At 68.3% G+C, this 22983-nt stretch carries 22 protein-coding genes; 8 read left to right on the top strand and 14 right to left on the bottom strand.

Annotated features, from left to right (window positions below; translation table 11 throughout):
• Positions 1-241 precede the first annotated feature (241 nt).
• A complete protein-coding gene (locus tag JL100_RS26205) occupies positions 242-1195 on the top strand; it encodes an ABC transporter substrate-binding protein (RefSeq protein WP_202684032.1) in 954 nt (317 codons plus the stop codon).
• A gap of 346 nt (positions 1196-1541) precedes the next feature.
• Here the strand turns inward: JL100_RS26205 and JL100_RS26200 are convergent, their stop codons facing one another.
• Positions 1542-2438, bottom strand: coding sequence for an alpha/beta hydrolase (locus JL100_RS26200; protein WP_228420917.1), 897 nt, complete (start codon positions 2436-2438; stop codon positions 1542-1544).
• 366 nt (positions 2439-2804) lie between these two features.
• Here JL100_RS26200 and JL100_RS26195 point away from each other — a divergent pair, with 366 nt between their 5' ends.
• On the top strand, positions 2805-3995 hold the full coding sequence (locus JL100_RS26195) for a response regulator (protein ID WP_202684034.1): 1191 nt from the start codon (positions 2805-2807) through the stop codon (positions 3993-3995).
• Positions 3996-4008: 13 nt separating this feature from the next.
• Here JL100_RS26195 and JL100_RS26190 read toward each other — a convergent pair whose 3' ends face one another.
• Both JL100_RS26190 and JL100_RS26185 read right to left on the bottom strand, forming a co-directional pair.
• The gene (locus JL100_RS26190; protein WP_202684035.1) at positions 4009-5271 is read right to left on the bottom strand and encodes an extracellular catalytic domain type 1 short-chain-length polyhydroxyalkanoate depolymerase; all 1263 of its coding nucleotides are present in this window, start codon (positions 5269-5271) and stop codon (positions 4009-4011) included.
• A 54-nt stretch (positions 5272-5325) separates the two neighbouring features.
• Positions 5326-5745, bottom strand: a complete 420-nt coding sequence (locus tag JL100_RS26185) for a CopG family transcriptional regulator (RefSeq protein ID WP_202684036.1) — start codon at positions 5743-5745, stop codon at positions 5326-5328.
• A 176-nt stretch (positions 5746-5921) separates the two neighbouring features.
• Here JL100_RS26185 and xth point away from each other — a divergent pair, with 176 nt between their 5' ends.
• Positions 5922-6713, top strand: a complete 792-nt coding sequence (gene xth, locus JL100_RS26180) for an exodeoxyribonuclease III (RefSeq protein ID WP_202684037.1) — start codon at positions 5922-5924, stop codon at positions 6711-6713.
• A gap of 308 nt (positions 6714-7021) precedes the next feature.
• On the opposite strand, the gene mtnK is transcribed toward xth, so the two are convergent.
• Positions 7022-8344, bottom strand: a complete 1323-nt coding sequence (gene mtnK / locus JL100_RS26175; RefSeq protein WP_228420916.1) for an S-methyl-5-thioribose kinase — start codon at positions 8342-8344, stop codon at positions 7022-7024.
• Positions 8345-8518: 174 nt separating this feature from the next.
• Here mtnK and JL100_RS26170 point away from each other — a divergent pair, with 174 nt between their 5' ends.
• A complete protein-coding gene (locus JL100_RS26170) occupies positions 8519-9688 on the top strand; it encodes a pyridoxal phosphate-dependent aminotransferase (RefSeq protein WP_202684039.1) in 1170 nt (389 codons plus the stop codon).
• A gap of 389 nt (positions 9689-10077) precedes the next feature.
• Positions 10078-11205: a type III PLP-dependent enzyme gene (locus JL100_RS26165; RefSeq protein WP_202684040.1), complete on the top strand. Its 1128-nt coding sequence runs from the start codon at positions 10078-10080 to the stop codon at positions 11203-11205.
• Positions 11206-11216: 11 nt separating this feature from the next.
• Here the strand turns inward: JL100_RS26165 and JL100_RS26160 are convergent, their stop codons facing one another.
• Genes JL100_RS26160 through katE form a run of 4 tightly spaced genes read right to left on the bottom strand, consistent with a single transcriptional unit; the run spans position 11217 to position 15803 of the window.
• A complete protein-coding gene (locus tag JL100_RS26160) occupies positions 11217-11492 on the bottom strand; it encodes a GNAT family N-acetyltransferase (protein WP_202684041.1) in 276 nt (91 codons plus the stop codon).
• A 10-nt stretch (positions 11493-11502) separates the two neighbouring features.
• Positions 11503-12525, bottom strand: coding sequence for an alpha/beta fold hydrolase (locus JL100_RS26155; RefSeq protein ID WP_228420915.1), 1023 nt, complete (start codon positions 12523-12525; stop codon positions 11503-11505).
• A 30-nt stretch (positions 12526-12555) separates the two neighbouring features.
• On the bottom strand, positions 12556-13677 hold the full coding sequence (locus tag JL100_RS26150) for an alpha/beta hydrolase (protein ID WP_202684043.1): 1122 nt from the start codon (positions 13675-13677) through the stop codon (positions 12556-12558).
• 5 nt (positions 13678-13682) lie between these two features.
• Positions 13683-15803 (bottom strand): catalase, encoded by a 2121-nt coding sequence (gene katE / locus JL100_RS26145; protein WP_202684044.1) that lies wholly within the window; start codon positions 15801-15803, stop codon positions 13683-13685.
• Between the two features lie 265 nt (positions 15804-16068).
• Between katE and JL100_RS26140 the strand changes: the two genes are divergently transcribed.
• Both JL100_RS26140 and JL100_RS26135 read left to right on the top strand, forming a co-directional pair.
• A complete protein-coding gene (locus tag JL100_RS26140; protein WP_202684045.1) occupies positions 16069-17016 on the top strand; it encodes a hypothetical protein in 948 nt (315 codons plus the stop codon).
• A 17-nt stretch (positions 17017-17033) separates the two neighbouring features.
• The gene (locus JL100_RS26135) at positions 17034-17519 is read left to right on the top strand and encodes a hypothetical protein (protein WP_202684046.1); all 486 of its coding nucleotides are present in this window, start codon (positions 17034-17036) and stop codon (positions 17517-17519) included.
• A gap of 23 nt (positions 17520-17542) precedes the next feature.
• Here JL100_RS26135 and JL100_RS26130 read toward each other — a convergent pair whose 3' ends face one another.
• The 3 genes from JL100_RS26130 to JL100_RS26120 form a co-directional block, all read right to left on the bottom strand.
• Positions 17543-17707: a hypothetical protein gene (locus tag JL100_RS26130; protein WP_192499135.1), complete on the bottom strand. Its 165-nt coding sequence runs from the start codon at positions 17705-17707 to the stop codon at positions 17543-17545.
• Positions 17708-17759: 52 nt separating this feature from the next.
• Positions 17760-18548 (bottom strand): SDR family oxidoreductase, encoded by a 789-nt coding sequence (locus tag JL100_RS26125; protein WP_202684047.1) that lies wholly within the window; start codon positions 18546-18548, stop codon positions 17760-17762.
• A 69-nt stretch (positions 18549-18617) separates the two neighbouring features.
• Positions 18618-19766 (bottom strand): L,D-transpeptidase family protein, encoded by a 1149-nt coding sequence (locus JL100_RS26120; protein WP_202684048.1) that lies wholly within the window; start codon positions 19764-19766, stop codon positions 18618-18620.
• Between the two features lie 184 nt (positions 19767-19950).
• Here JL100_RS26120 and pyrB point away from each other — a divergent pair, with 184 nt between their 5' ends.
• Positions 19951-20826 (top strand): aspartate carbamoyltransferase, encoded by an 876-nt coding sequence (pyrB, locus tag JL100_RS26115; protein WP_202684049.1) that lies wholly within the window; start codon positions 19951-19953, stop codon positions 20824-20826.
• A 32-nt stretch (positions 20827-20858) separates the two neighbouring features.
• Here pyrB and JL100_RS26110 read toward each other — a convergent pair whose 3' ends face one another.
• From JL100_RS26110 to JL100_RS26100, 3 genes are all read right to left on the bottom strand, one after another.
• Positions 20859-21335 carry a hypothetical protein gene (locus tag JL100_RS26110; RefSeq protein WP_202684050.1) on the bottom strand — a complete coding sequence of 159 codons (477 nt, stop codon included), beginning with the start codon at positions 21333-21335 and terminating at the stop codon, positions 20859-20861.
• A 49-nt stretch (positions 21336-21384) separates the two neighbouring features.
• Positions 21385-21966, bottom strand: a complete 582-nt coding sequence (locus tag JL100_RS26105; protein ID WP_202684051.1) for an RbsD/FucU family protein — start codon at positions 21964-21966, stop codon at positions 21385-21387.
• 183 nt (positions 21967-22149) lie between these two features.
• Positions 22150-22884 (bottom strand): terminase small subunit, encoded by a 735-nt coding sequence (locus tag JL100_RS26100; RefSeq protein ID WP_202684052.1) that lies wholly within the window; start codon positions 22882-22884, stop codon positions 22150-22152.
• Between the last annotated feature and the right edge of the window lie 99 nt (positions 22885-22983).

The raw sequence follows: 22983 nt of genomic DNA, 5'->3' as shown, positions 1-22983 counted from the left end.
ACCTTGCGACGGCTATCTCTGGTGATCATGGTACAGGAAAATCAACTATGTAAGGTGACGCAGTGTTGAATTTCTCCTTTAAGTAATTAAAATAACTTAATATACAACTTTAGTTCGTGAGCCAGCGCCAAGTCGGGCAGTCTCACGTATGCATCCTTATTGCTCTCACTGAGTTATAATTTTACAATTAATTCTACCGGAAAATTACGTATCGAACGATATTATAACTGAGGGTTGTGTCATGAAGGTGCGCTTCCTGTATGCCGCCCTGCTGGGCGCGCTCGTTGCACTGCCGCTCTCCGTCGTCCCAGCGGCGGCACAGGAAAAGAACATCCTGTTCGTCCTGTGGAAGGGGTTCACCCCCTCGGAGGAGGCATTCAAGGTCAGGCTGGCGGAGCTGGGCATCAAGGCGACTTACCGCGAGATCAACGGCAACCAGGATCGCGGCGCGCTGGCTTCCGCCTTGCAGGGACTCGAGGCCGAGATCGTGGCCAACGGCTTCCACGCGGCCTATACCCATGGAACGCCCGCTACCCAGGTCACGACCAGCGTCATCCGCGACCGCATCCCGGTCGTGTTCGACATCGTGGTCGATCCGGTCGGCGCCAAGCTCGTCAAGTCGCTCAAGGAGCCCGGCGGGACCGTCACGGGCGCCACGAACGGCGTTCCCATCGCCGACCAGTTCGACGCCTTGACCAAGCTGAAGCCGATCAGGACCCTCCTGGTACTGTTCAATTCCCGCGAGGCCAACTCCAACATCATCGAAAACGAGGTTCGCAGCTGGGCCGAGAAGCACGGCGTCAACGTCACGTCCCGCCGCGTCACCCTGGGGAACGAATCGCTGAAGGACGTGCTGGCGGAAATCACGTCGGGCAAGGTCAAGGTCGACGCCGTCTATGCCGGCGCGGACAACTATGTCGGATCGGTCGCGGGCGAGATCCACGCCGCGATCGGCAACATGGTGCCGCTGTTCGGCGCCACCCAGACCTATACCAAGGCCGGCTGGCTCGCGGCCTATGGTGCGTCCGCCACCGACATGGGCATCACCGCCGCCGAACAGATGGCAAAGGTGCTCAACGGTACCAGCCCCGCCACCCTGCCTGTCCTGCTGCCCAAGCCCAAATTCTTCATGTCCAAGGCGGCCGCCGAAAAGCATGGCATCGCGCTGCCGCCCGACGTCATCCTGGACAACTGACCGGCCCCTGACGACCTGATGGTCCTGTACAGTGTCTTTGATGACGTTCGGCGGAGCGGAGTGCGGTAGGTCGGCCTTCGCCCGTCAGGGCGAACGCCGACACCTGCGTCAACGCTCCGGCCACGCTGTCGGCGTCGGCCTTCGGCCGAGGCCGAGGCCGACCTACGGTAAATCAATCAAGAACACTGTGCCGGACCAAGGGATCTTCGCTTTTAAAAGATCGATGCCGCGGGATGGAGCGGCGCGGAGGCGGTGCCGAGAAACCTTGAGGCCGGCCCGCGCCCCGCCGGAGCGCCGAGGAGGAATGGCCGGCAGTCCGAGTCGGCCATTCCCCCACGGCAGTCCGTCATTTCTTCGTCGGGCACGCCGCCGGCGGCGCCTTGACCGGGGCGCTGGCATGGCTGGACAGGTATTTCAACGCGTCGCCCAGCGTGCTGGCCCAGACCGGCCATTCGTGGTCCCCGGCGACCACCCGGAAGACCGCCTTGCCCGGCTGGTGGCGGTTCAGGTCCCGGAACAGCACGGCGGCATGGTAGGCGATCTCGAACCGGTCGATGTCGCCGCTGTTGATGTAGAACGGGACCACCAGCGGCTGGGCGCGGTAGGCGTCGAACAGGATGCGCCAGCCCAGGCGCTGCCACGTCTCCGGGTCGAACTTCCCGTCCTTCTGGAAGGGCGGGTCCTTCATCGCGGACGAATTGGCGGGGGGCAGCGGTTCATACACCGCGGGGCTCAGCGCGCCCGCCGCGGCGAACAGGTCGGGACGCTCGAACGACAGGCGCGCCGCGGCGAGGCCGCCCGCTGACAGGCCCGCCACGAGGCGGCCGGAACGGTCGGCGATGGTGCGGAACCGGCGCTCGACCTCTGGCAGCAGCTCGGTCATCAGCACGGTCTGCGACTTCTCGGCATTGGCGTCCAGCCACCACATCTGCTTGTGGCCGGGCATCACGACCACCATCGGCGCGATGGCTCCCCCGGCGATCAGCGAGTCTAGGGTCGATTCGGCCTTGCCCTTGACCAGCCAGTCATGCTCGTCGCCATTGGCGCCGTGCAGCAGGTACAGCACCGGATAGGACAGGCAGGCGTCGGCGTAGCCGTCCGGCAGATAGACCGTGAAGCGGTAATCGCGGCCAAGCGTCGGCGAGGCCAGGCTCTGTTCGAGCACGGTACCCGCGAGCGCCGGCGTCGCGGCGAGCCATGCGGCCAGCGCGGCGCCGGCCCAGGCGCCTGACCGCATTCCCATGGAAGTTGCCAGGGCGGCAAACCTCGATCCAAGTCGCTTCATTTCCGTTCCCCTCTCCGCGCAGTCCCGGCCCGACGCGATGCTCCGGTTCATTATGCCGGGTGTCGCACTTTAGCCAGGGTTGCATTGGCATGGTAGAGGGGATAAACGGGAGAATTGGTGAAACGCATTGCGCCTATACGAAATATCACTTAGAATACTGATTAACAGAGGTTGTAAATCGGTATCCGCTCCGGATGCTTCGCCTCAACAACTTGAATTCCATTCGCGTCCTTTCAGCAACCGGCGGCGCGCCGTCCCGATGGCAGAACCAGGGGGACTGGCCCCGATGCAGCCGGTGATCATGCATGATCGAGGTCTTCTCAAATGGCCCAAGCCGTCACCGTATCCCGGATCGAGCGTCTGCTCGTCGTCGAGGACGACGAGTTCAGCCAGCAATTGATCGAGTTATACCTGCGCAAGGCCGGATTCACCGAACTGACGGTCGCCAACGACGGCCGCCAGGCGCTCGACCTTGCGAAAGCCAACAGCTTCGACCTGATCCTGCTCGACCTCAACCTGCCGCGGATCGGCGGGACGGAGGTGGTGCGCCGCCTGAAGAAGGAAGGGTTGCTGGCCAACACTCCCGTCGTGGTGATCTCGGCGATCACCAACATGGAGGACACCATCCAATGCATCGAGATGGGGGCCACCGATTATCTGGCGAAGCCCTTCAACGTGATGCAGCTCCAGCAGCGGGTCGATGCCTGCCTTGAGCGGCGCCGGCTCCGGCAGGAGGCGGCGGTCGCCCGCGAATGCCAGGCGCTCGACCGGCGGGCCGCGCGGGCACTGCGGGCGGCCCTGGCCAGGCAGGGCTTCCCGCCCGCCGGTCCCGGCTTTCCGGTTGACGCAGCGGTCCTGGCGGAACCGGGCGCCGGCGGCGCGGAACCCGGGCTGGGCGGGGACTTCCACGACGTCCTGCCGGCGCCCGGCGGCGGAACCTGTTTCCTGGTCGGCACCGTCTCCGGTTTCGGGGGCGCCGGCTCCGGAGTCGCCGCCGTGCTGACCGCCGCGCGCGTCCGGGCTCTTGCCCGCGCCGCGGTGGAGAAGGGCGGCGACCCGGCTGCCGTGATCGCCTCGGTCGGCCGCGAGCTTGACGGGGGCTTCCCGGTCGGCCTGTTCGTCGGCCTGTTCCCCGCCGGTGGCGGAGCGCTCCGCCACGCCAATGCCGGTATGCCGGCCCCGGTGGTGCTGAGCGGCGTGTTGGGCGTGCTGCCGCTCGCCGGTCGCCGCGGCCCGCCGCTCGGCGGGGAGGGGGCGGAAGAAGGAGCTTCGGGCGGCGAATTGTCGCTCCAGCCCGGCGACGGCCTGGTCGTCTATACCCGGGGCCTGGCGGACGCCGCCGATGCCGCCGGAGCCACCTTCGGCGAGCAGCGGCTGCGCGGCGTTCTGGAAAGCGTGCTGTCGGCACCTCCGGAGGTCGTCACCGCCACCCTGCGCGAGGATGCCGCCGCGTTCACCGGCACCGGCATCCTCAAGGACGACGTCACGATCGTCGCCCTGCGCGTGCGAGGCTGAGACCCCTCCCGCCTCAGGCGGTCCCAGCCCGGCCGTTCCGGTGCGACAGGAAGAAGCGGATCATCTCCCGCGTCGCGTCCGGTCCGGCCGGATCGGTATAGGACCCGGACTGGCTGCCGCCGGCCCAGGCGTGCCCGGCCCCGGCGATCGTCCAATGCTCGCACAGCACGCGGCCGGAAGGGTCGGCATGGACGGTGCGGCTGAATTCCCGCCCGCCCGGCGCCCGGCCCCGCTCGACCGTCGCGCGCAGCGTCGCCTTGCCCGCGGTGGGATGCGCCAGGGCCTGGGCCGCGACCGCGTCGCCGTTGCCGGGATGGACGGTGCCGTCCCGGTCGCCGTGGAAGACGATGGTGGGCACCGCCCTGCCGCCACCCGCCGTTCCCGGTCTCGTTCCCGGCGCCCCCTGCCGCATGGCGGCGAAGGCGGAGGGCAGGTCCCGGGCGGCGCCGCTGGGCAGGCCCGAATGCACGCCGATGGCGGCGTAGAGGTCGGGATACGCCGCGCCCAGGATCGCGGCGGTCGCCCCGCCGGCGGACAGCCCGGCGACATAGACGCGTTCCGGATCCACCGCATGGTCGCGCATGATCTGCCGGGTGATTCCCGCGATCAGCGAGGGCTCGCCCCGGTCGCGGCCCTGGTCTTCCGGCTTGAACCAGTTCCAGCATTTCTGCGCGTTGGCGGATGACGGCTGCGCCGGGTAGGCCACCAGGACGCCAAGCTCCTCCGCCACCGCGTTCATGCGGGTCCCGGCCGCGAAATCGTCGGGCGACTGGGTGCAGCCGTGGAGCATCACGACCAGCGGCATGGGGTGGTCTGTACGTTTGGCGGGCACGTAGAGCTTGTAGTCCCGGGTCCCGGCCGGGCCGGCATGCGACCTGGTCTCGAAGGAGGCGCCGTCCGGCAGCGGATCGGAGGCTGGCCGGGAGGACCCGCCGCCGATGTCGAAGCCGGCCGGCATGCCCCGGGCGGCGAGGTCGCGCAGGGTCTCGCCCAGGCCGGGCAGGGAACCGGTGCGCGGGCGCGGATGCAGCCTGCCCGCGAACTTCGCGGAGGGCCGGGGAGCGGCCTGCGGCTTTTCCCCGTCGAGATGCACCGGCTCCACGTCGATCACGGTGGAGGAAGGGGATGCCGGCGCGGAGGCGGCGGGCGCCTCGCCACCGGTGCCGTTCAGCAGTCGCTGGATAAGGGCCGTGGCCTCGGCAAGCTTGCCGGCGCCGGTCAGGCGGGTCGCCTCGGCGAATCCGGGGGGCATGCCGGAGGAGAATCTGCTGTTCATGTCGGGTGCTTTCTGTTCCCGGAGGTCTGTTCGGGGAGTCGGGCCGGGGAGGCGTTACTTGATGCGGTCGGCCAGGGCCGACTTGACGGCGGCGCTGGCATGCAGGGCGCCCAGGACGGTGAGCGAGGCGATGGTGGCGCGGGCCAGTTCCGGCGTGACGTCCGGAGCGATGGTGGCCAGTCCCAGGACGCGGACGTCGAGCATCTGCCCGGCGTCCCGCGCCGCTTCGAGATCCGCGCGGGTGAAGTGCCGAAGGCCGAGGTCCACGCTCTTGCGGGTCACGGCCTGCCGGACGACATCGGCGTGGCGCTCGATCTGGTTGCGGATGGCGGTGCGGATGAAATCGGTCCGGTTGGAGTAGAACCCCTCCTGCACCAGCAGATCCACGTGCCCCAGGTCCACGTAGCCCAGGTTGATCGTGATCTTCTCGCTGTCCGGACCCTTCGGCCGGATGTCCTGCACATTGTTCGCCATCTCATTTCCATCCATTCACCATCCAGTGGGATGGTAATTCGGGTGGGCGGCGTTCAATGTCAAGGGGCGGTGATCAAGGCGCCTTGTGGTGGGCGGAATATTCCGGCGCGACCCGGGCGCGATGCTGTATGGTGCCGCGCCACACTTTCCCGTCCCCTGTCCGCCCCGAGTTTGCCTTGCGAATCGCCACCTGGAACATCAACTCCGTCCGGCTGCGGCTGGATCTCCTGCTGCGCCTGATCGACGAGAAGAACCCCGACGTCATCTGCCTTCAGGAGACCAAGACGGTCGACGAGACCTTTCCCCTGGCTCCCCTGGCGGAGCGCGGCTACGTCCATGCCCGGATCCACGGCATGAAGAGCTACAACGGCGTCGCGATCCTGTCGCGCCGGCCGCTCGTTGGCGGCTGCGTGCAGCACTGGTGCGAGCGCCAGGACTGCCGCCACGCCATCGCCGTGGTCGACGGGATCGAGATCCACAGCGTCTACATCCCCTCGGGCGGGGACGTTCCCGATCCGGCGGTCAACCCCAAGTTCGAGCACAAGCTGCGCTTCCTGGACGAGATGACGGCGTGGTGGGCGGCCGAGCGGACGCCGGACCGGCCGATGGTCGTGGTCGGCGACTTCAACGTGGCGCCGCTGGAACACGACGTCTGGTCGCACAAGCAGATGCTCGACGTCGTCTCGCACACTCCGGCGGAGGTCGAGCGGCTGACAGCGATGCAGCGGTCGATCGGCTGGGTGGATGCGGTGCGCCGCTTCGTGCCGGATGACCGGAAGCTCTACACTTGGTGGAGCTATCGCGCGAAGGACTGGTCGGCGGCGGACCGGGGCCGCCGGCTGGACCATATCTGGGTCACCGAGCCGCTGGCCGGCAGCCTGCGCGGCCATGAGGTCCTGCGCGAAGCGCGCGGCTGGGAGCCGAAGCCGTCCGACCATGTCCCGGTGCTGATCGATCTGGACGTGTAGGGGAGCCGGGCGGGCGGTTCCGGAACCGGAAAAGAAAACGGCCACCGCGGGGGGCTCATGCGGTGGCCGATAGATCCAGCCGGGGCCAGGCTGGAGACGCCCTTTAATGAGGGCGCCCGCGTGAAGGGCTGTTCATCGGTCTTGGTGACCGCGCTGTAGGGACCCTCCGCGTAAGACCGATATGGGGGCGAAAAGTGGCGAAATTTAGGTGTCCTGACAAAGGCTTGGCCCCCTGAAGCCGGGTTCTGGGGAAAATCCGTTGCACCAGAGGCAGTTACGATACGGCAACAGATTTTTTCGCAAAAGGACTAATCCAATTTCCCCAGAAGCGAGGATGCCGCGGCGGTGACGTCGCCGATCGCGGGATAGCGGCTCCGGTTGACCAGCATGTCGCGTGCCAGCCGAAGCGCCCGGGTTTCGCAGGCCGCGCGCAGGTCCGGATCGGCGATGGTCTCCAACTCCTCGACATGGGCGAGGCCCAGGATTCGCCGGATCATCTTGGCGGCGGCGAATCCCACCGAATCGGAGAACAGCCGCGCCATGTAGGCGGTCCGGACCCGTTCCAGCTCCGCCTGCCCGGCGGCATCGGCGAACAGGCCGGCCGGATAGAGGTCGCCGGTCGGGCGCTCCCGCCACAGCTCCAGGAAAGTCGCCTCGAAGCGGGTCCAGACCTCCCGCACCTGGTCGAGGATCCAGGCCCGGTAACCGTCGCGCCGGTCGGAGGCGGTCTCATGGCCGGCCTGGGCGAAGAAGGCCAGCAGCAGGTTGCCGAGCACCGCCCCGACGTCGAACCCCATGGGACCGTAGAAAGCGAATTCCGGGTCGATCACCCGGGTGTCCGACTCGGTCACCATGATCGACCCGGTGTGCAGGTCGCCGTGGATCATCGCCTCGGCACAGGTCAGGAACTTCCCTTTCAACTCCGAAACGGCGGCCTTGGCGGCCGTGTCGGCGCGGAACTCGGCGGCGATCCCGTCGAGTTGGGGGGAGGTCCAGCGGTTCAGCTCGGCCACCCGGTAGGGATCGGTGAAGATCAGGTCCTCGGTGATCCGGCACAGGGCGGTATTGCCGCAGAACACCGCCATCCGCCGCTTCTTGTCGGCGGCGGGCAGCGCCAGGTCCGAGGTGCCGAACAGCGTATGGGCCATGAAATATGCTATGTCGCCGGCGAATCGCGGGTAGCGGATGCCGGCCGCCAGACCCTTCCGCATGATGATGTGCGGCCGCAGCAGCTCCATCACCGTCAGGGCCATTTCGTGATCGTAATGGAACAGTTCGGGTGTCTGCGCCGGCGCCGCGGCGCGCTGCGCCGTCAGCGCCTCGTGCTCGAAGAAGGCCCGGCTCAGCGGCAGCGGCCAGCTCTCGCCGACCAGCCGCACATAGGGCAGGGCCTGCTTGACCGCGACCCCGCCGCCCGGGCCGGTGACGATGAACACCAGGTTCAGGTTGCCGTCGCCGACCTCGCGGACCTGCCAGTCGGCGGGGCCGCCGCCCAGGCGGGAGGCGACGGCGCCGATGCCTGCCAGGTACGCGGGCAGGCCGGCATCGTCCAGGGCGCGGTATCCGGGCGGGGTCTCCAGGAGGCGATTCGTCGGGGGGCGATTCGTCGGGGTTTCGGTATCCAGCGTCACGGGGCCATCTCCTATCCGGCTTTTCTTGTTTTCGGGACGAGTTTCCGGCGTCCGGTCAAGCTTGGCAACCGCAACCCGGCATCGCGCCGAAGGGGGCTGCCGAAGCGTGGGCTTCGCGCTATGAGTTGTCGGGCAAGTCCCCGGTTTGGTCCTGTCCGCGAAGGAGCGTTGGCGATGCGGTTCTCTCCCCTGGTCGATCGGATTTCCGGCAAGGGCTCGGATGCCTGGAGCATCCATTGGCGCGCCCGGGAGCTGGCCCGGCAGGGGCGGGACGTCATCATGCTGACCGTCGGCGACCCCGACATGCCCCCGCCGGCCCGGGTGATCGAGGCGGCGGTCGAGTCGCTGAGGGCCGGCCGCACGACCTATTCGCCGATGGCGGGCTATCCGGAGGTCCGCGCGGCAATCGCCGCCCGCCACCAGGAGCGCACCGGGACGCCGACTCCGGCGGACGACGTGGTCGTCGTGCCCGGCGCCCAGGCCGGACTCTATTGCGCGATGCAGTGCCTCGCCGGCCCGGGCGACGAGGTGATCGCGCCGGAGCCGATGTACGCGACCTACGAAGCGGTCGCCGGCGCCGCGGGGGCGGCGATCGTCAACGTGGCGCTGCGTCCGGAGCGGGGCTTCCATCTCGACCCGGAAGACCTGGAGCGCGCCGTGACGCCGCGCACCCGGGTGCTGTGGCTCAACAGCCCGCACAACCCGACCGGCGCCGTGATGACCCGCGCCGAGGTCGAGGCCGCCGCCGACTTCTGCCGGCGCCACGACCTGTGGCTGCTGTCGGACGAGGTCTATGCCGACCTGGCCTATGCGGGACCCCATGTCAGCCCGCGCAGCCTTCCGGGTATGGCGGAGCGCACCGTGGTGGTGTCCAGCCTGTCCAAGTCGCACGCGGTGCCGGGCTTCCGGTTCGGCTGGATCATCGGGCCGGCGGAACTGGCCGATCATCTGTCGCGGCTGGTGCTGTGCATGCTCTACGGCGGGCCGCCCTTCATCCAGGACGGCGCGCTGGCGGCGCTGACGAACGATTGCCCGGAGGTGGGCGAGATGGCGGAAGCCTATCGGCGCCGCGCCGGCATCATGGTTTCCCTGTTGGAAAGCGTTCCCGGCCTGCGTGCCTCCCTGCCGGAGGGCGGCATGTTCGTCCTGCTGGACGTCCGGGGCACCGGCCGCACCTCCGGCGAGTTCGCCCAGGGCCTGCTGGAGCGGCACGGTGTCGCGGTCCTGCCGTGCGACGGCTTCGGCCCCAGCGCCGCCGGGCACCTGCGGATATCACTCGCCGCGCCCGACGGGCGGATCGAGGAGGCGGCCCGGCGCATCGCGGAGCATGCGGCTTCGGCCTGAAACCCGTCACCGGGGCGGCGATGCTTCGCCCTGGAATTTTTTTTGCCGCAGGTCGATTTTACCCTTTTGCGCGGAGGGGTTTCAGTGTATCAGATCGCTCCGCGCTAGCACGTGCCCCTGGCCCCCACGGTTCTTCCAAGTGGGGTTATGCAACGACGAACGTGTAACCCCCGACCGTCCCTTAAGCAAGGCGGCGTCTTGGAGGATACGATGTTTCATGTTGTTGTCGGTGGGCCGCACGCCCATCCGCCTCATATCACGCATCTCGGTCGATTGTGTGCAGACCCCAAAGGGTCTGAGGGTTCAGTCTGCGCATCGGCGCCGACGGCGGCCTGACCGTACTCCACACACCCATCATATCACTCCTTTCTGGTTCTCGGGAGACTGAGATGAACGAGAAGATTGCTCGTTTTTTCGCGGAGCAGCAGCCTGCAACTCCGTGCCTGGTGGTTGACCTCGATATCGTGGACGAGAATTTCAGGTCGCTGACCGCCGCATTGCCCGACGCGAAGATCTACTACGCGGTCAAGGCGAACCCGGCGCCGGAGATCCTGTCGCTGCTGGTCGAGCGCGGCTCGTCCTTCGACACCGCGAGCGTGCCCGAGATCGAGATGGTGCTGGCCGCCGGCGCCACGGCGGAGCGGATCTCCTTCGGCAACACGATCAAGAAGCAGCGCGACATCGCCAAGGCCTACGAGCTGGGCGTCCGGCTGTTCGCCTTCGACAGCATCGGCGAGCTGGACAAGATCGCCGAATCGGCTCCCGGCAGCCGGGTGTTCTGCCGCATCCTGACCTCGGGCGAGGGTGCCGAATGGCCGCTGTCGCGCAAGTTCGGCTGCGACCCGGCCATGGCGCGGGCGCTTCTGATCGCCGCCGCGGGCAAGGGGCTGGTGCCTTACGGCGTGTCGTTCCATGTCGGCAGCCAGCAGAAGGACCCGACCCAGTGGGACACCGCGCTGCGCACGGTGGCCGAGATGTTCCATGACCTGGAGGCACTCGGCATCACGCTCAGCATGGTCAATCTGGGCGGCGGTTTCGCGACGCGTTACCGCAGCGACGTGCCCGAGTCGGAGGCCTACGGCAACGCCATCCTGGACTCGCTCCGACGACATTTCGGCAACCGCATCCCCGAGACCATCGTCGAACCGGGCCGCAGCATGGTCGGCAACGCCGGCGTGATCGAGAGCGAGGTCGTCCTGATCTCGACCAAGTCGGCCAACGACAACCGCCGCTGGGTCTACCTGGACATCGGCAAGTTCGGCGGTCTGGCCGAGACGATGGACGAGGCGATCCAGTACCCGATCGTCACGACCCGGTCCGGCGCCACCGATTCGGTGATCCTGGCCGGTCCGACCTGCGACAGCGCCGACGTGCTGTACGAGAAGGCCGACTACCAGCTCCCGCTCGACCTGGCGATCGGCGACCGGATCCGGATCCACGCGGCCGGCGCCTATACGACCACCTACGCCTCGGTCAACTTCAACGGCTTCGCGCCGCTGTCGCAGTACTACATCTGAGGGTTGTTGCGCTACGCCAGAAGGTCGTGGAACTCCGGGTGGCGCCGGATCCACGCCGCGGCGTAGCTGCAGATCGGCACGACCTTCATTCCTTCGCTCCGCGCGGTTTCCATGACGCCGCGCATCAGCTTCCCGGCCGCCCCCGTCCCCCGCAGGGACGGTGGCGCTTCCACATAGGGGATCTGGAGGGTGGAGCCGACCCGGCGGTAGTTGGCGAAGACGGTCTTGCCGTCCACGTCCAGCTCGTACCGGCTCCTGGCCGGATTGTCGGTCACCTGTTCCGTCATATCGTTCCTCTCATTCCAGCGCGCTGACCTGCTCCAGGTTCTCCAGCAGGGCCGCGTTGAACTCCCGTGGCGCCTGGACCTGCGGCGAGTGGCCGAGCTCCGGGAAGGTTACCAGCCGCGCATCGCGGATGCGCTCCGCGGTCAGGCGCCCCAGGTCGGCATAGCGGCCCAGGCGGGCGGCGACGTCGGGCTCTGCGCGGTTCTTGCCGATCGCGGTGGTGTCCCGCTCGCCGATCATCAACAGGGTCGGCACCCGGATGTTCTGAAGCTCGTGGACCACCGGCTGCATGAACACCATGTCGGAGGTCAGCGCCTGGTTCCAGGCGACCAGGTCGCGGCCGTCGCCCTGGTACATGCCGGCCAGCATCTCCACCCAGCGGTCATATTCGGGCTTCCAGTCGCCGGCATAGTAGGTGGTCCGCTGATACTGCTTGATGCTGTCGAAATCGGTCTTCAGCTCGGACTGGTAGAGCTGGTCCACGGTGACGACCGGAACGCCTTCCGCCTTCCAGTCCTCCAGCCCGATCGGGTTGACCAGCACCAGCCCCGATGTCCGGTCCGGATACATCAGGGCATAGCGCATGGCCAGCATGCCGCCCATGGAATGGCCCATGACGATGGGGCGGCGGACTTCGGCCTGCTCCAGCAGGGCATGGGTGTTGGCGGCCAGCTGGTGCAGGCCGTACTGATAGGCCCGCGGCTTGGTCGATTTGCAGAATCCGACCTGGTCGGGAACGACGACCCGGTAGCCCGCCAGGGTCAGCGGCTCGATCACGCTTTCCCAGGTGGCTCCGCAGAAATTCTTGCCGTGGAGCAGGACGACCGTCCCGCCGTTCCCGGCATTGGCCGGCGGAACGTCCATGTAGGCCATGGACAGCGGCTGGCCCTGCGAGGTGAATTCGAACCGCTTCACCTCGTAGGGATAGTCGAAGTCCGCCAGCATCGGATCGGCCGAGGCGGACCCCGCCGGCGCCAGCGGCCCTCCGGTCAGGATCATGCCCAAGGCCAGTGCCGTCAACAGGGTCCGCTTCATCGTCTCACCTCGACCGATCATTTCCCAACCTCAGGAACCCGAACCGGCCGAGCCCCCGACGAACGCCTCACGCAGCCGGCCGGCGACATAGGACTGGGCCTCCTTCGCCTTTTCCACGACCGGCGCCGCGCCGAAGAACTCGTGGGTGACGCCCTCGTAGCTGTTGGACGCCACCTCGACGCCGGCATTGCGCAGCCGCCGGGCCAGCAACTCGCCCTCCGACCGCAGCGGGTCGAGCTCCGCCGTCACGATGGTGGTCGGCGGCAGCCCGGCGAGATCCGGCGCGTCGACGACGTTGATCAGCGGGTTGTTGCCGTCGCGCGGACTGCGCAGGTACTTGTCGAAGAACCAGGCCATCATGGCTTTGTTCAGCGGCTTCGCGTTCGCCTGCTCCCGGTACGACTCCGTCTCAATGTCGTTGCCCGCGACCGGATAGATCAGGACTTGGTGAACCGGAGGTTGCAGACCCTGCTCCCGCGCCATCCGCGATACGCCGATCGCCATGCTGCCGCCGGCGCTCTCGCCCGCTACGGCGATGCGGTCCGGATCACCGCCGAACTGGCCGGCGTTCACCTGCGTCCAGCGATAGGCCGCCAGGGCGTCCTCGTGGGCGGTCGGAAACTTCGATTCCGGTCCTTTGCGGTACCCTGCCGAGACGACGATCGCGCCGGCCTGGTTGGCGAGCGCCCGGGCCGAGGCGTCGTAGGTGTCCAGGTCGGCGATCACCCAGCCGCCGCCATGGTAATAGACGATGACGGGCAGGGGGCTCCGGGCGGACCCGGGAACATAGATGCGGGCCGGCTGGGCTCCGCCCGGTCCCGGTATGGAGACATCCCGCACGGACGCCATGGTTTCCGGGGCGGCGCTCCGGCCGTCGTCGGCCAGCACCTTCGCGACCGCGTCGGCCATGGTCGGCTGGCGCCGCGCCTCCTCGGCCGACAGGGTCTCGATCGGCTTGGGACCCAGCGCTTGGAGGGCCAGCAACACCGACTGCATGTCGGCGTCCGCCGCGGCCAGGGTCGGCGCGCCCTGGGCGGCGGCCGCCGGGTCGTTCGAGACGGCGGTGCCGGCGTTGGAGAGCTGCTGGCAGGCACCCAGGGCCAGGATCGCCGCGGCACCCAGCAGCAGCGGGCTTTTGGACCTGTTCTTCATGGTGTTCAAACCTGCTTCACCTTGGGCTCGCGCTCCCAGAAACGCAGCTTCCGGCAGGACTGGACGAAGTCCTTGGCATCCGATGCGCCCTTCAGCTCCGTGAAGCCGCCGTCCATGTCCGCGGCGACGCAGGCCTTCTCCAGCAGAGGCATCGCCTCCTTGTTGTAGGCGATGAACTTCGCGTGGGCGAAGGCGTCGGTCACGAAGTCGCGGGCGGTCGCCTCCTTCGAGAGCAGCTTGGCCCCGTCGTCCGACAGCAGGACCGCGACCGCGTCATAGACCACGGAAGGCGCGCCGTTGATCTTCTCGTCGCCTTCGATGAAGGTGCCGTCGCTGGCCTTCACGCCGCCTACCATGGGGGCCACGAATTCCAGCATGGCGCCTTCGGCGGTGATCGCCTCCTTCAGCGCCTTGACCAAGTCGATGTCGACGCCGTCGCTGACCAGCACGCCGACCTTGCGGCCCTTGAAGCTCTCCGGACCGTTCAGCAGGATGCTGAGCGCCGGGGACGGCGGCAGGTCCTGGGTCGGCCGGGCGGCGTCGGCCGGCTTGGGCATCTCCTCCAGCCGCAGGCCGAAGGCGACCTTTTCCGCCAGCCCCTTGTCCACGTTCAGCAGGTGCGAGACCATGCGGGCGCGGATCGCGGGGGTCTTGACCTTGCTCAGCTCGAAGGTGAAGGCGTCGGCGATGTGGGTCTGCTCGACCGGGGTCTGGCTCAGGTAGAACTGCCGGGCCTGGCTGTAGTGGTCGGCGAAGCTCTCGGCGCGGATGCGCAGTTTGGCGCCCTGCTCCTCCGCCGGGAAGGACTTGAAGCCGATGTCCGGCGCCTCCCGCGGGCCGCCCGCGGCGCCGCCCCAGGAGTTCGGCTCGTAATTGGCGCGGCCCTTGGGGTTGACCATCGCCATGTGCCCGTCCTGCTGGAAATGATGGACCGGGCGCTTGGGCGCGTTGATCGGCAGGTAGGTGAAGTTGGGGCCGCCCAGCCGCTTCAGCTGGGTGTCCAGGTAGGAGAAGTTGCGGCCCTGGAGCAGCGGGTCGTTGGTGAAGTCGATGCCCGGGACGATGTTCTGGGTGCAGAACGCGACCTGCTCGGTCTCCGCGAAGAAATTGTCGACGCAGCGGTCGAGCACGAGGCGCCCGACGCGGCGGATCGGCAGGATCTCCTCGGGGATGATCTTGGTGGCGTCCAGCACGTCGAAGTCGAACTTCTCGGCGAAGTCCTGGTCGAAGACCTGGAGGCCCAGCTCCCACTCGGGGAAGTCGCCGGCCTGGATCGCGTTCCACAGGTCGCGGCGGTGGAAATCGGGGTCGGCGCCGTTGATCTTCAGCGCCTCGTTCCAGACCACCGACTGCATGCCCAGCTTGGGCTTCCAGTGGAACTTGACGAAGGTCGACTTGCCCTCGGCGTTGACCAGCCGGAAGGTGTGGACGCCGAAACCTTCCATGAAGCGGAACGAGCGCGGGATGGTCCGGTCGGACATGATCCACAACGCCATGTTGACCGCTTCCGGCGACAGCGAGATGAAGTCCCAGAAATTATCGTGCGCGGTCTGGGCCTGGGGGAACCCGCGGTCGGGCTCCTGCTTGGCGGCATGGATCAGGTCGGGGAACTTGATGGCGTCCTGGATGAAGAACACCGGGATGTTGTTGCCGACCAGGTCCCAGTTGCCTTCCTGGGTGTAGAACTTGACCGCGAAGCCCCGCACGTCGCGCGCCAGGTCGGCCGAGCCCTTGTTGCCCGCCACGGTGGAGAAGCGGACGAAGGCCGGGGTCTTCTCGCCGGCGCGCTGGAACAGGTCGGCGCGGGTGAGGTCGGACAGCGGCTCGTAGGTCTCGAAATAGCCGTGGGCGCCGAAGCCGCGGGCATGGACCACGCGCTCGGGAATGCGCTCGTGGTCGAAGTGGAAGATCTTTTCCCGGAAGTGGAAGTCCTCCAGCGCCGTCGGGCCGCGATAACCGACCTTGAGGGAGTTCTGGTCGTCGGCGACGGGGACGCCCTGCTGGGTGGTCAGGACGGGCACGTCGCCGCCGGCCACCTGATGGGTTTCGCCGCCCTCGCCCCGGATCACTTCCTGGTCGGCGAAGCGTGCGGTCTCGCGGCTGCTGGTAAGCCTGTTGTCCGGCATCGTGGTTGCTTCCTGTCTTCTGGGTCTTGGTAGGGTCGGGGCGCCTGCCCGCCCTCGGGCATCCGATGCCCGGGCCGTGGGAGCCGCTCTGAAGGGATCACAAGGCAGAAACCCCGGCAGGCTTGGAATGTTTCCAGGAAAAGCGCCGCAGCGACCTTACCGGGACAAGGACGCGACACTCAGGAATCGTTAACCCCATCGAAATTAATATCGGATCGCGGCGTGCCGCTGCGGCTCCCGGTACGGATTTCGAGGGGAGAGGGTCGTGAGCTTCAAGTTTATCGCTGTCGCCTATGGCATGCTCGGCGCCACGGCGGCGACCGGTTATTACGTGCAGGGCGGCGGCGGTGGCGGCATGGGAGCCGGCGGTGCCGGCCGCGCCGCCAATCCGCCGAAGGTGGAGCGGGTCGCGAAGCTGGAGGTCCCGCCGATGCCGGAACGTCCGGTTCCGGCCCCCGTCGAGGCCGCCGTCGAGGCTCCCGTTCCGGCACCGGTCGCGGCTCCCGGACCTGACACGACGCCGCAGGCCGAGGCTCCGGCGATGGCCGTCGCCTCGGTGATGCCGCTGACCGCGCCGCCGACCCCGCCGCCGCCGCCGCCGCCGCCGATGCCGGTCCAGGCCTCCGCGCCCGCTTCCGACGGTGGTTTCTCGCGGGGGTACATGCAGATCACCGCCGACATGACGGTCAATCCCTGGACCGGGGCCTGGCTGACCAGCGACGACCGGTCCATGGGATACATCACCGGACCGGTGACGGCCCAGCCCGTCCCTGCGCCCGCGCCGGTCATGGTCGCCCAGGCGCCGGAACCCTCGCCGGAGGCTTCGCCGGAACCGGCCCCTCCGCCATCTCCTCCCGCGGCGGTTCCCGAAGCGGCGCCGCCGGCGGCCGTGCCGGTCGTCCGGGCCGCCGTGATCGACCGGACGGAGGCGATGGAGGCGAAGCCGGAGACGCCGCGTCCCGGCGGATACATGGCGCATCTCGCGTCCTACCGGGACCCGCAGCACGCCATGGCCGGGTGGAAGACGCTGAAGAAGTCGCACCGCGACCTTCTGATCAACCGGGCGCCGGTCATGGTCAAGGCGGACATCCCGGGGCAGGGGACCTTCGTCCGGCTGATGACCGACGGGTTCACCCAGCTGACCGAGGTGTCGGAGTTCTGCACCGACCTGAAGGCATCCGGCCAGTACTGCAACCCGATGAAGGGCAAATAGGCTTGGGGTCTTACCCAATGAGCGGCATCACCGGTTCCCGCATCCTGGCGCTTCTCGCCCTGGTGGCCCTTCCGGCCGGCTGCGGCTCCACCCAGTCCAACTCCCCGCTGGCGATGGAGATCGGGGCCTCGGCCGCCTGCGTCGGCGAGGTCGAGGGCCGGCCCGCTTTCGCGCCGCTGCGGGCCAAGAGCCCGCCCCTGGGCGAAATGTCGCCGGCCAACCTGGGCGACACGGCCAAGCCCACCCCGGAGGAGCAGGAGCTGGCCCGGGGCTACCTCACCGCCATCGCCGCCTGCACCCCCCGGGCCGAGGCGATCCTGAACCCGCGCGACCAAGCGGCCGGGCGGGCGATCCTGACCACCTGGCACGAGCAGGAACAGCTTTACGCCGCCCTGGCATCCGGCCGGCTGACCTGGGGCCAGTTCAACCGCATGACGGAGGCGCTGGGCCGGCGGATGGACCGCCAGCTCCGCACCGCCATGGTCGCCGCCTCGACCCCCTAGGATTTCGGGTCAGGCGTTTCGGCTCAGGCGCCGCCGACCCCCTCGATGATCTTGCCCGTGCCCGAGCAGGTCGGGCAGGACTTGTCGTTCAGCCGGCCGCTGCCTTTGCAGTCGGGGCAGATGTTCTCGCCGGTGCCGGGAGTGCCGGGAGGGGCGTCGTCGCCGGGTGCCATCGGTTCTGTTGCCATGGTCGTTCTCCTGTCGGTTACGCCAGGGACAACAGCGAAGGGCGCCGATTCGTCACCAGGATTTGACCAGACCGCCGTCGACCAGGGTGACCGAGCCGGTCACGTAGCTCGCCCGCGCGCTGACCAGGAAGGTGGCGACGGAGGCGAACTCCTCCACCGTGCCGTAGCGGCCGACCGGGATCTGGGCCTTCGCCGCCGACCTGACCGCCTCGATGTCCTTGCCCTGCTTGTCCGACGCCGCTTGGTCGAGCTGGTCCACCCGCTCCGTATGGATGCGGCCGGGCAGGATCGTGTTCACCGTGACGCCGTCGGGGGCGACTTCCAGCGACAGGGTCTTGCCCCAGTTGACCAGCGACACGCGGAGCGTGTTGGAGATGCCGAGGTTGGGGATCGGCTGGATCACGCCCGACGAGGCGATGGTCAGGATGCGGCCCCACTTGCGTTCCCGCATGCCCGGAAGCACCCGGCCGGCGGTCTCGATCAGGGTCACGACCATGGTCTCGAAATGCCTGCTCCAGTCCGAGGCGCCCACGGCGGAGATGTTGCCCGGCGGCGGCCCGCCCGAGTTGTTGACCAGGATGTCGACGGCGCCGGGGCCGCCCTCCACCCCGTCCATCAGCCGATCAACCGCGCCGGGGCCGTTCATGTCCACCGCGACGAAGCGGGCGGTTCCGGCGCCCCGAGCGGTGATCGTCTCCGCCGCCTGGGCCAGCCGTTCCCCGTTGCGGCCGACCAGGGTCACGTGGGCGCCTTCGGCGGCCAGCATCTCGGCGATGCCGTGGCCCAGGCCCTTGCTCGATCCCAGCACCAGGGCGCGCTTGCCCGAAAGCCCGAGGTCCATTGGATTTCCTCCCGTTGCATTGTCGGACGCAACGTTAACCGGCTGGCCGGGAGAGGCAAGCGCGCAGTGTCAGTTGGCCGCCGCGATCTGTTCCGGAGGCGGAACGATACCGTAGATGTCCGGCAGGACGACGACGCGGTCGTTGCGCAGCACGGCGGGCCAATAGACGAACCGGACGGGCATCGGCTCGGCCAGCCGCAGCCACCGGGTTTCCCCCGTATTCACCAGGGTTGTGATCCGCTCCGGCGTGAACCCGGCGGACCGCAGCAGGTCGTCGGCGAGCGCCTCCGGGTCGGCCAGCCGGACGCAGCCGGAGCTGACCGCCCGCCGGTCCCGCTCGAAGACGCGCGGCGCGTTGGTACCGTGCAGGTAGATGTGGTCGCCGTTGGTCAGGTTGAACCGGAAGCGGCCCAGCACGTTGTGGTCGCCGGCCGACTGGACGATCCGGACCCGCCGGGGCGACACGCCGGTCCAGTCGATTGCCGCCGGATCGACCGGCTCGCCGTCGAGCCAGACGGTCGCGTGGTCGATGCCGGGCGAGCCGGTCCGGCGCAGGCTGGGCAGCTTGTCCTGCTTGAGGATGGTCGGCGGTACGGTCCAGGTCGGGTTGACCACCACATGGGTGATCGTGTCGGTCAGCAGCGGCGTCGGCCGGGACGGGCTGCCGACCACCGTCTCCATGGTCAGCACCGTTTCGCCGTCGCGCACCAGCGTCAGGTCCTGCGCCGGAAGGTTGACCAGTACCACCGTGGCGGGTGCCGAGGCGCTGAATTCGGCGATCCGCGACAGGGTCTCGCGGATCGACGCGACCTCCTCCGCCGGCGTCAGGTTGAGGGCCGCCAGGGTGGCGCCGCCGACCTTGCCGTCGGGATTGAGCCCGCGCTCGGTCTGAAAGGTTTCGATTGCAACCGTAACCAGCTCGTCGAGGACGTCGCGCTCCGACCCCGGCTCCAGGTAGCCCAGCTCGACCAGCCGGCGGGTCAGGTCGAACACCCGGCCGTCCACCATGCCCGGCTTGAGCACCGGCCCGCGGGCGATCCGCGTCGCCGGGGCCGCGTCGGGCATGTCTTCCTCCAGAGTGACCAGCCGGGTTTCCAGGGCCGCCACCCAGCGCGCCATGCCCTGGTCGAACCCGCCGGCCCGCACGGGCAGGGCGGCGGCCAGGGTGGCCATTAACAGCGCCACCAGGGCGGGGAGGACGGCGAGGCGGGGGATCATGGCGATGACTCGGTTCTGCACATCAGGGAATGTAGCGCACTATGCCGTACCGGCCATGGCAACGGCGTGATCCATGTCACGCCTTCGGAGGGGAGGTCGACCCCTCGTTCGGAGATCACATCCGGGTTGTATCCCGGCGGGATATGCTGCAATAGGTGCCGCGCGCGTCCTGTGGAGTCCTCCGATGAAGCTTAACCACGTCCTGTCCGTCGACCAGTTCGACAAGGCGCTGATCGAAGAGCTGTTCTACCACGCCAACTGGATCAGCAAGGCCAAGGGGCACAGCATCAGCCACCTGCGCGGCAAGCTGCTGGCGAACCTGTTCTACGAGGCCTCGACCCGGACCTCGTCCAGCTTCTTCGCCGCCATGAGCCGGCTGGGCGGGCGCGTGCTGCCGATCAACGACGTGACCTTCTCCAGCGTGTCCAAGGGCGAGATCCTGGAGGACACGATCCGGACACTGGCCTGCTATACCGACATCATCGTGCTGCGCCACCCCGAGAAGGGTGCCGCCGCCCGCGCCGCCGCCGTGTCGCCGGTGCCGATCGTCAATGCCGGCGACGGCGTGGGCGAGCACCCGACCCAGGCGTTGCTCGACCTGTTCACCATCCTGGCCGAACAGGGCCGGATCGACGGGCTGAGCGTGACCATGATGGGCGACCTGAAGCATGGCCGCACCGTCCACAGCCTGTCGCGCCTGCTGCGCATGTACGACGTGACGATCAACTATGTGTCGCCGCCCGAGCTGCGCATGCCGGCCGACCTGGTCCGCCCGGCCGACCGGGAGGTCGCCGAGCTGGACGAGGTGCTGGCCGGGACCGACGTGCTCTACGTGACCCGTGTCCAGAAGGAGCGGTTCGAGTCCACCGGCGACTATGACTATGGCCTGACCGAAGACCACATGGCGCGGGCCAAGCCGACCATGTCGGTGATGCACCCGCTGCCGCGCGTCAACGAGATCCCGCTGTCGCTCGACGCCGACCCGCGGGCGGCCTATTTCCGCCAGATGCAGAACGGGCTGTATGTCCGCATGGCCCTGCTGATGTACCTGCTGGGCTGAGACCGGCCCGGTGGACTTGGCCGGAGACCGCCCTAATGGAGCGTGCGGCTCATCGCGAGGAGGCGCCGGCCGAGGCCGTTGGACACCGGCAGGTCGAACCGGTGGAGCACCTCGTTCACGACGGCCGGATCGGGCCGCCAGCGGAACTCGCGGTTGAGCCGGCCGCGCGCCTTGTGGGCGAACACCACCAGCGATTTCTGGTCGAGCGGCGGCGCCACCTGCGAGCGCTGGTCGGCGCAGCTTTCGACCATCAGGCGGATCATCAGGTCGCGCTTGGAGACGTCGATGAAACCGTCATCGTCGAAATAGACCTTGGTGAAGGCGACGTCGGATACGACAGGCGTCAGGTGCGGCGATTCGACCACCACGACCGAGACCATCTCGACGCAGCGGCCGGCCAGCCCGGCGATCGGGGCGATCCGGTCGTCGGCACGGTCGAAATCCCGGCGCGACAGTTCAACGAGGTCGCCCGTCGCCTGCCGTATCAGATAACGGCGCCCCACCATCATGGCAGTCTCCCACCTCCAGAACCACCCGCATCGGCACAGCAGAACCGGTTCAGGATACAGGAACCGGACGCTCCCGCGAAGATGATTCCCCCTCAAAATCGGGGCGGGAATATGACCGTGCGCCGGGTTCCCCGCCCTCGGCCGTCGGTTGGTCTTGGCTTGGCTGGGCGGGGATCGGCTGGTCTGGGATCGGCTGGGCCGGGCGGACGACGCCCTTGGCCAGAAGCAGGCAGCCGTTCAGCCGGGTCTCGCCGGTGACGACGACGGCGAAGGCGGACCGCGCCCGGTCGTAGAAGCCGAATCGGTCGATCTGGCCGATGGTCCAGCGCGGGCCTTCGAAACGCTCGACGATGTCCACGAACTGGCGGCAGATCTCCGATTCCTCGACCTCGCCGATCGTCAGGTCGACCATGCGGGTGTAGGGCGTGTCCAGCATGTCGTCCAGCGGCATGACCGACAGGATCGCCTCCAGCGCCCGCGGCGCGTCCACCCCGTCCAGACGGATCACCCGAGCGCCCAGCGACACGGCGGGAAAGTTCTTGTCGACCAGGGCCACCTCGTCGCCATGGCCCATGGCGGCCAGGACATAGAGCAGGTCGGCGTGGAGCAGCGGGTCGAGGCCCTTCAGCATGGTCGCTCCGGTCTCCGGCAAGGGTGGGCGCGGCCGGTCGGGACGGCCGCATGCCAGTAAACCGCCGGAACGGGGCGGAGGTTGCACGGCCGGGGTTGGGGCTGGTGCCAGGGCCAAGGTTGGTGCGAGGGCCGGGGCTGGTGCCAAGGCGGATGAATGTCATGATTCGTCATGATCGCGGGGTCACGCGCGCGGCGCGGTTGCCGCGCCGGGGGCGCCGGGCCACTGGTCCTGGGGGAGCAGGCGGTAGTCGGCGTCGAAGAAGAGATGTGCGTCGTCGGACGACTCGATCCGGGCCTTGAGGTCCTTGTCGTCCTTGTGGCGGCCGAGGATCAGCTTGAGGCAGCGGGAGTTCCGCTCGACCGCGGCGGCGTGGCGCTTGCGGGCCTCCTCCTTGAGGTTGCGCATGGGTTCGACCGGGGCGACGGCGGCCGGCGGCATGGGCGGGTCGAAGCCGACCAGTCCCGGCGCGTCGAGATCGGCGGGGAGGGTGCCGTCGTCCTCGTCCTCCGCCTCCGCCATGGCCGCGGCGATGGTCCCGGTGATGCCGGCGGCGTGCCTGCCGGCCTTGGGCGCCGGCGGGAGCAAGCCCCGGAAGCGGGCGATCTGGTCGGCGGCGCGCAGGGCGGCGGAATAGTTTTGCTTTTCCACGGCCTCGAACATGACGCGCTTGAGCACGGCGACCAGCTCGTCGGCCTCCTCCCGGCGGCGGCGGTCCTCCTCGGCGGCGAGCTCGACCACGCGGGCGGCGATGCAGCCGTCCTGCATCAGGCGCGATCCCGTCTGGCGGGCGCTGGCCCAGGCATAGCCGGAGAGCCGGGCGGCCTCGGCGAGGCTGCGGCCGGCGGCGACGTGGCGGGCGAAGGCTTCGTGCCGGCGCTGCAGGGCGGGGGTGGGAGTGCTGGCGGTGGCGGGCATGGTGGGGGCTCCCCGGGTAGATGGCTTAGGTATTTTATCCTTTATTGTTGAGGATCTCAATCTTATGCTTGGCGGGATGGATGCGGCTTCAAAGGCAGT

Origin of the sequence: Skermanella mucosa, from assembly GCF_016765655.2 — a bacterium.
In the GTDB taxonomy this organism is placed as follows: domain Bacteria; phylum Pseudomonadota; class Alphaproteobacteria; order Azospirillales; family Azospirillaceae; genus Skermanella; species Skermanella mucosa.
Note: the sequence above shows the minus strand (reverse complement) of the source record. Positions and strands in the feature narration are given on the sequence as shown.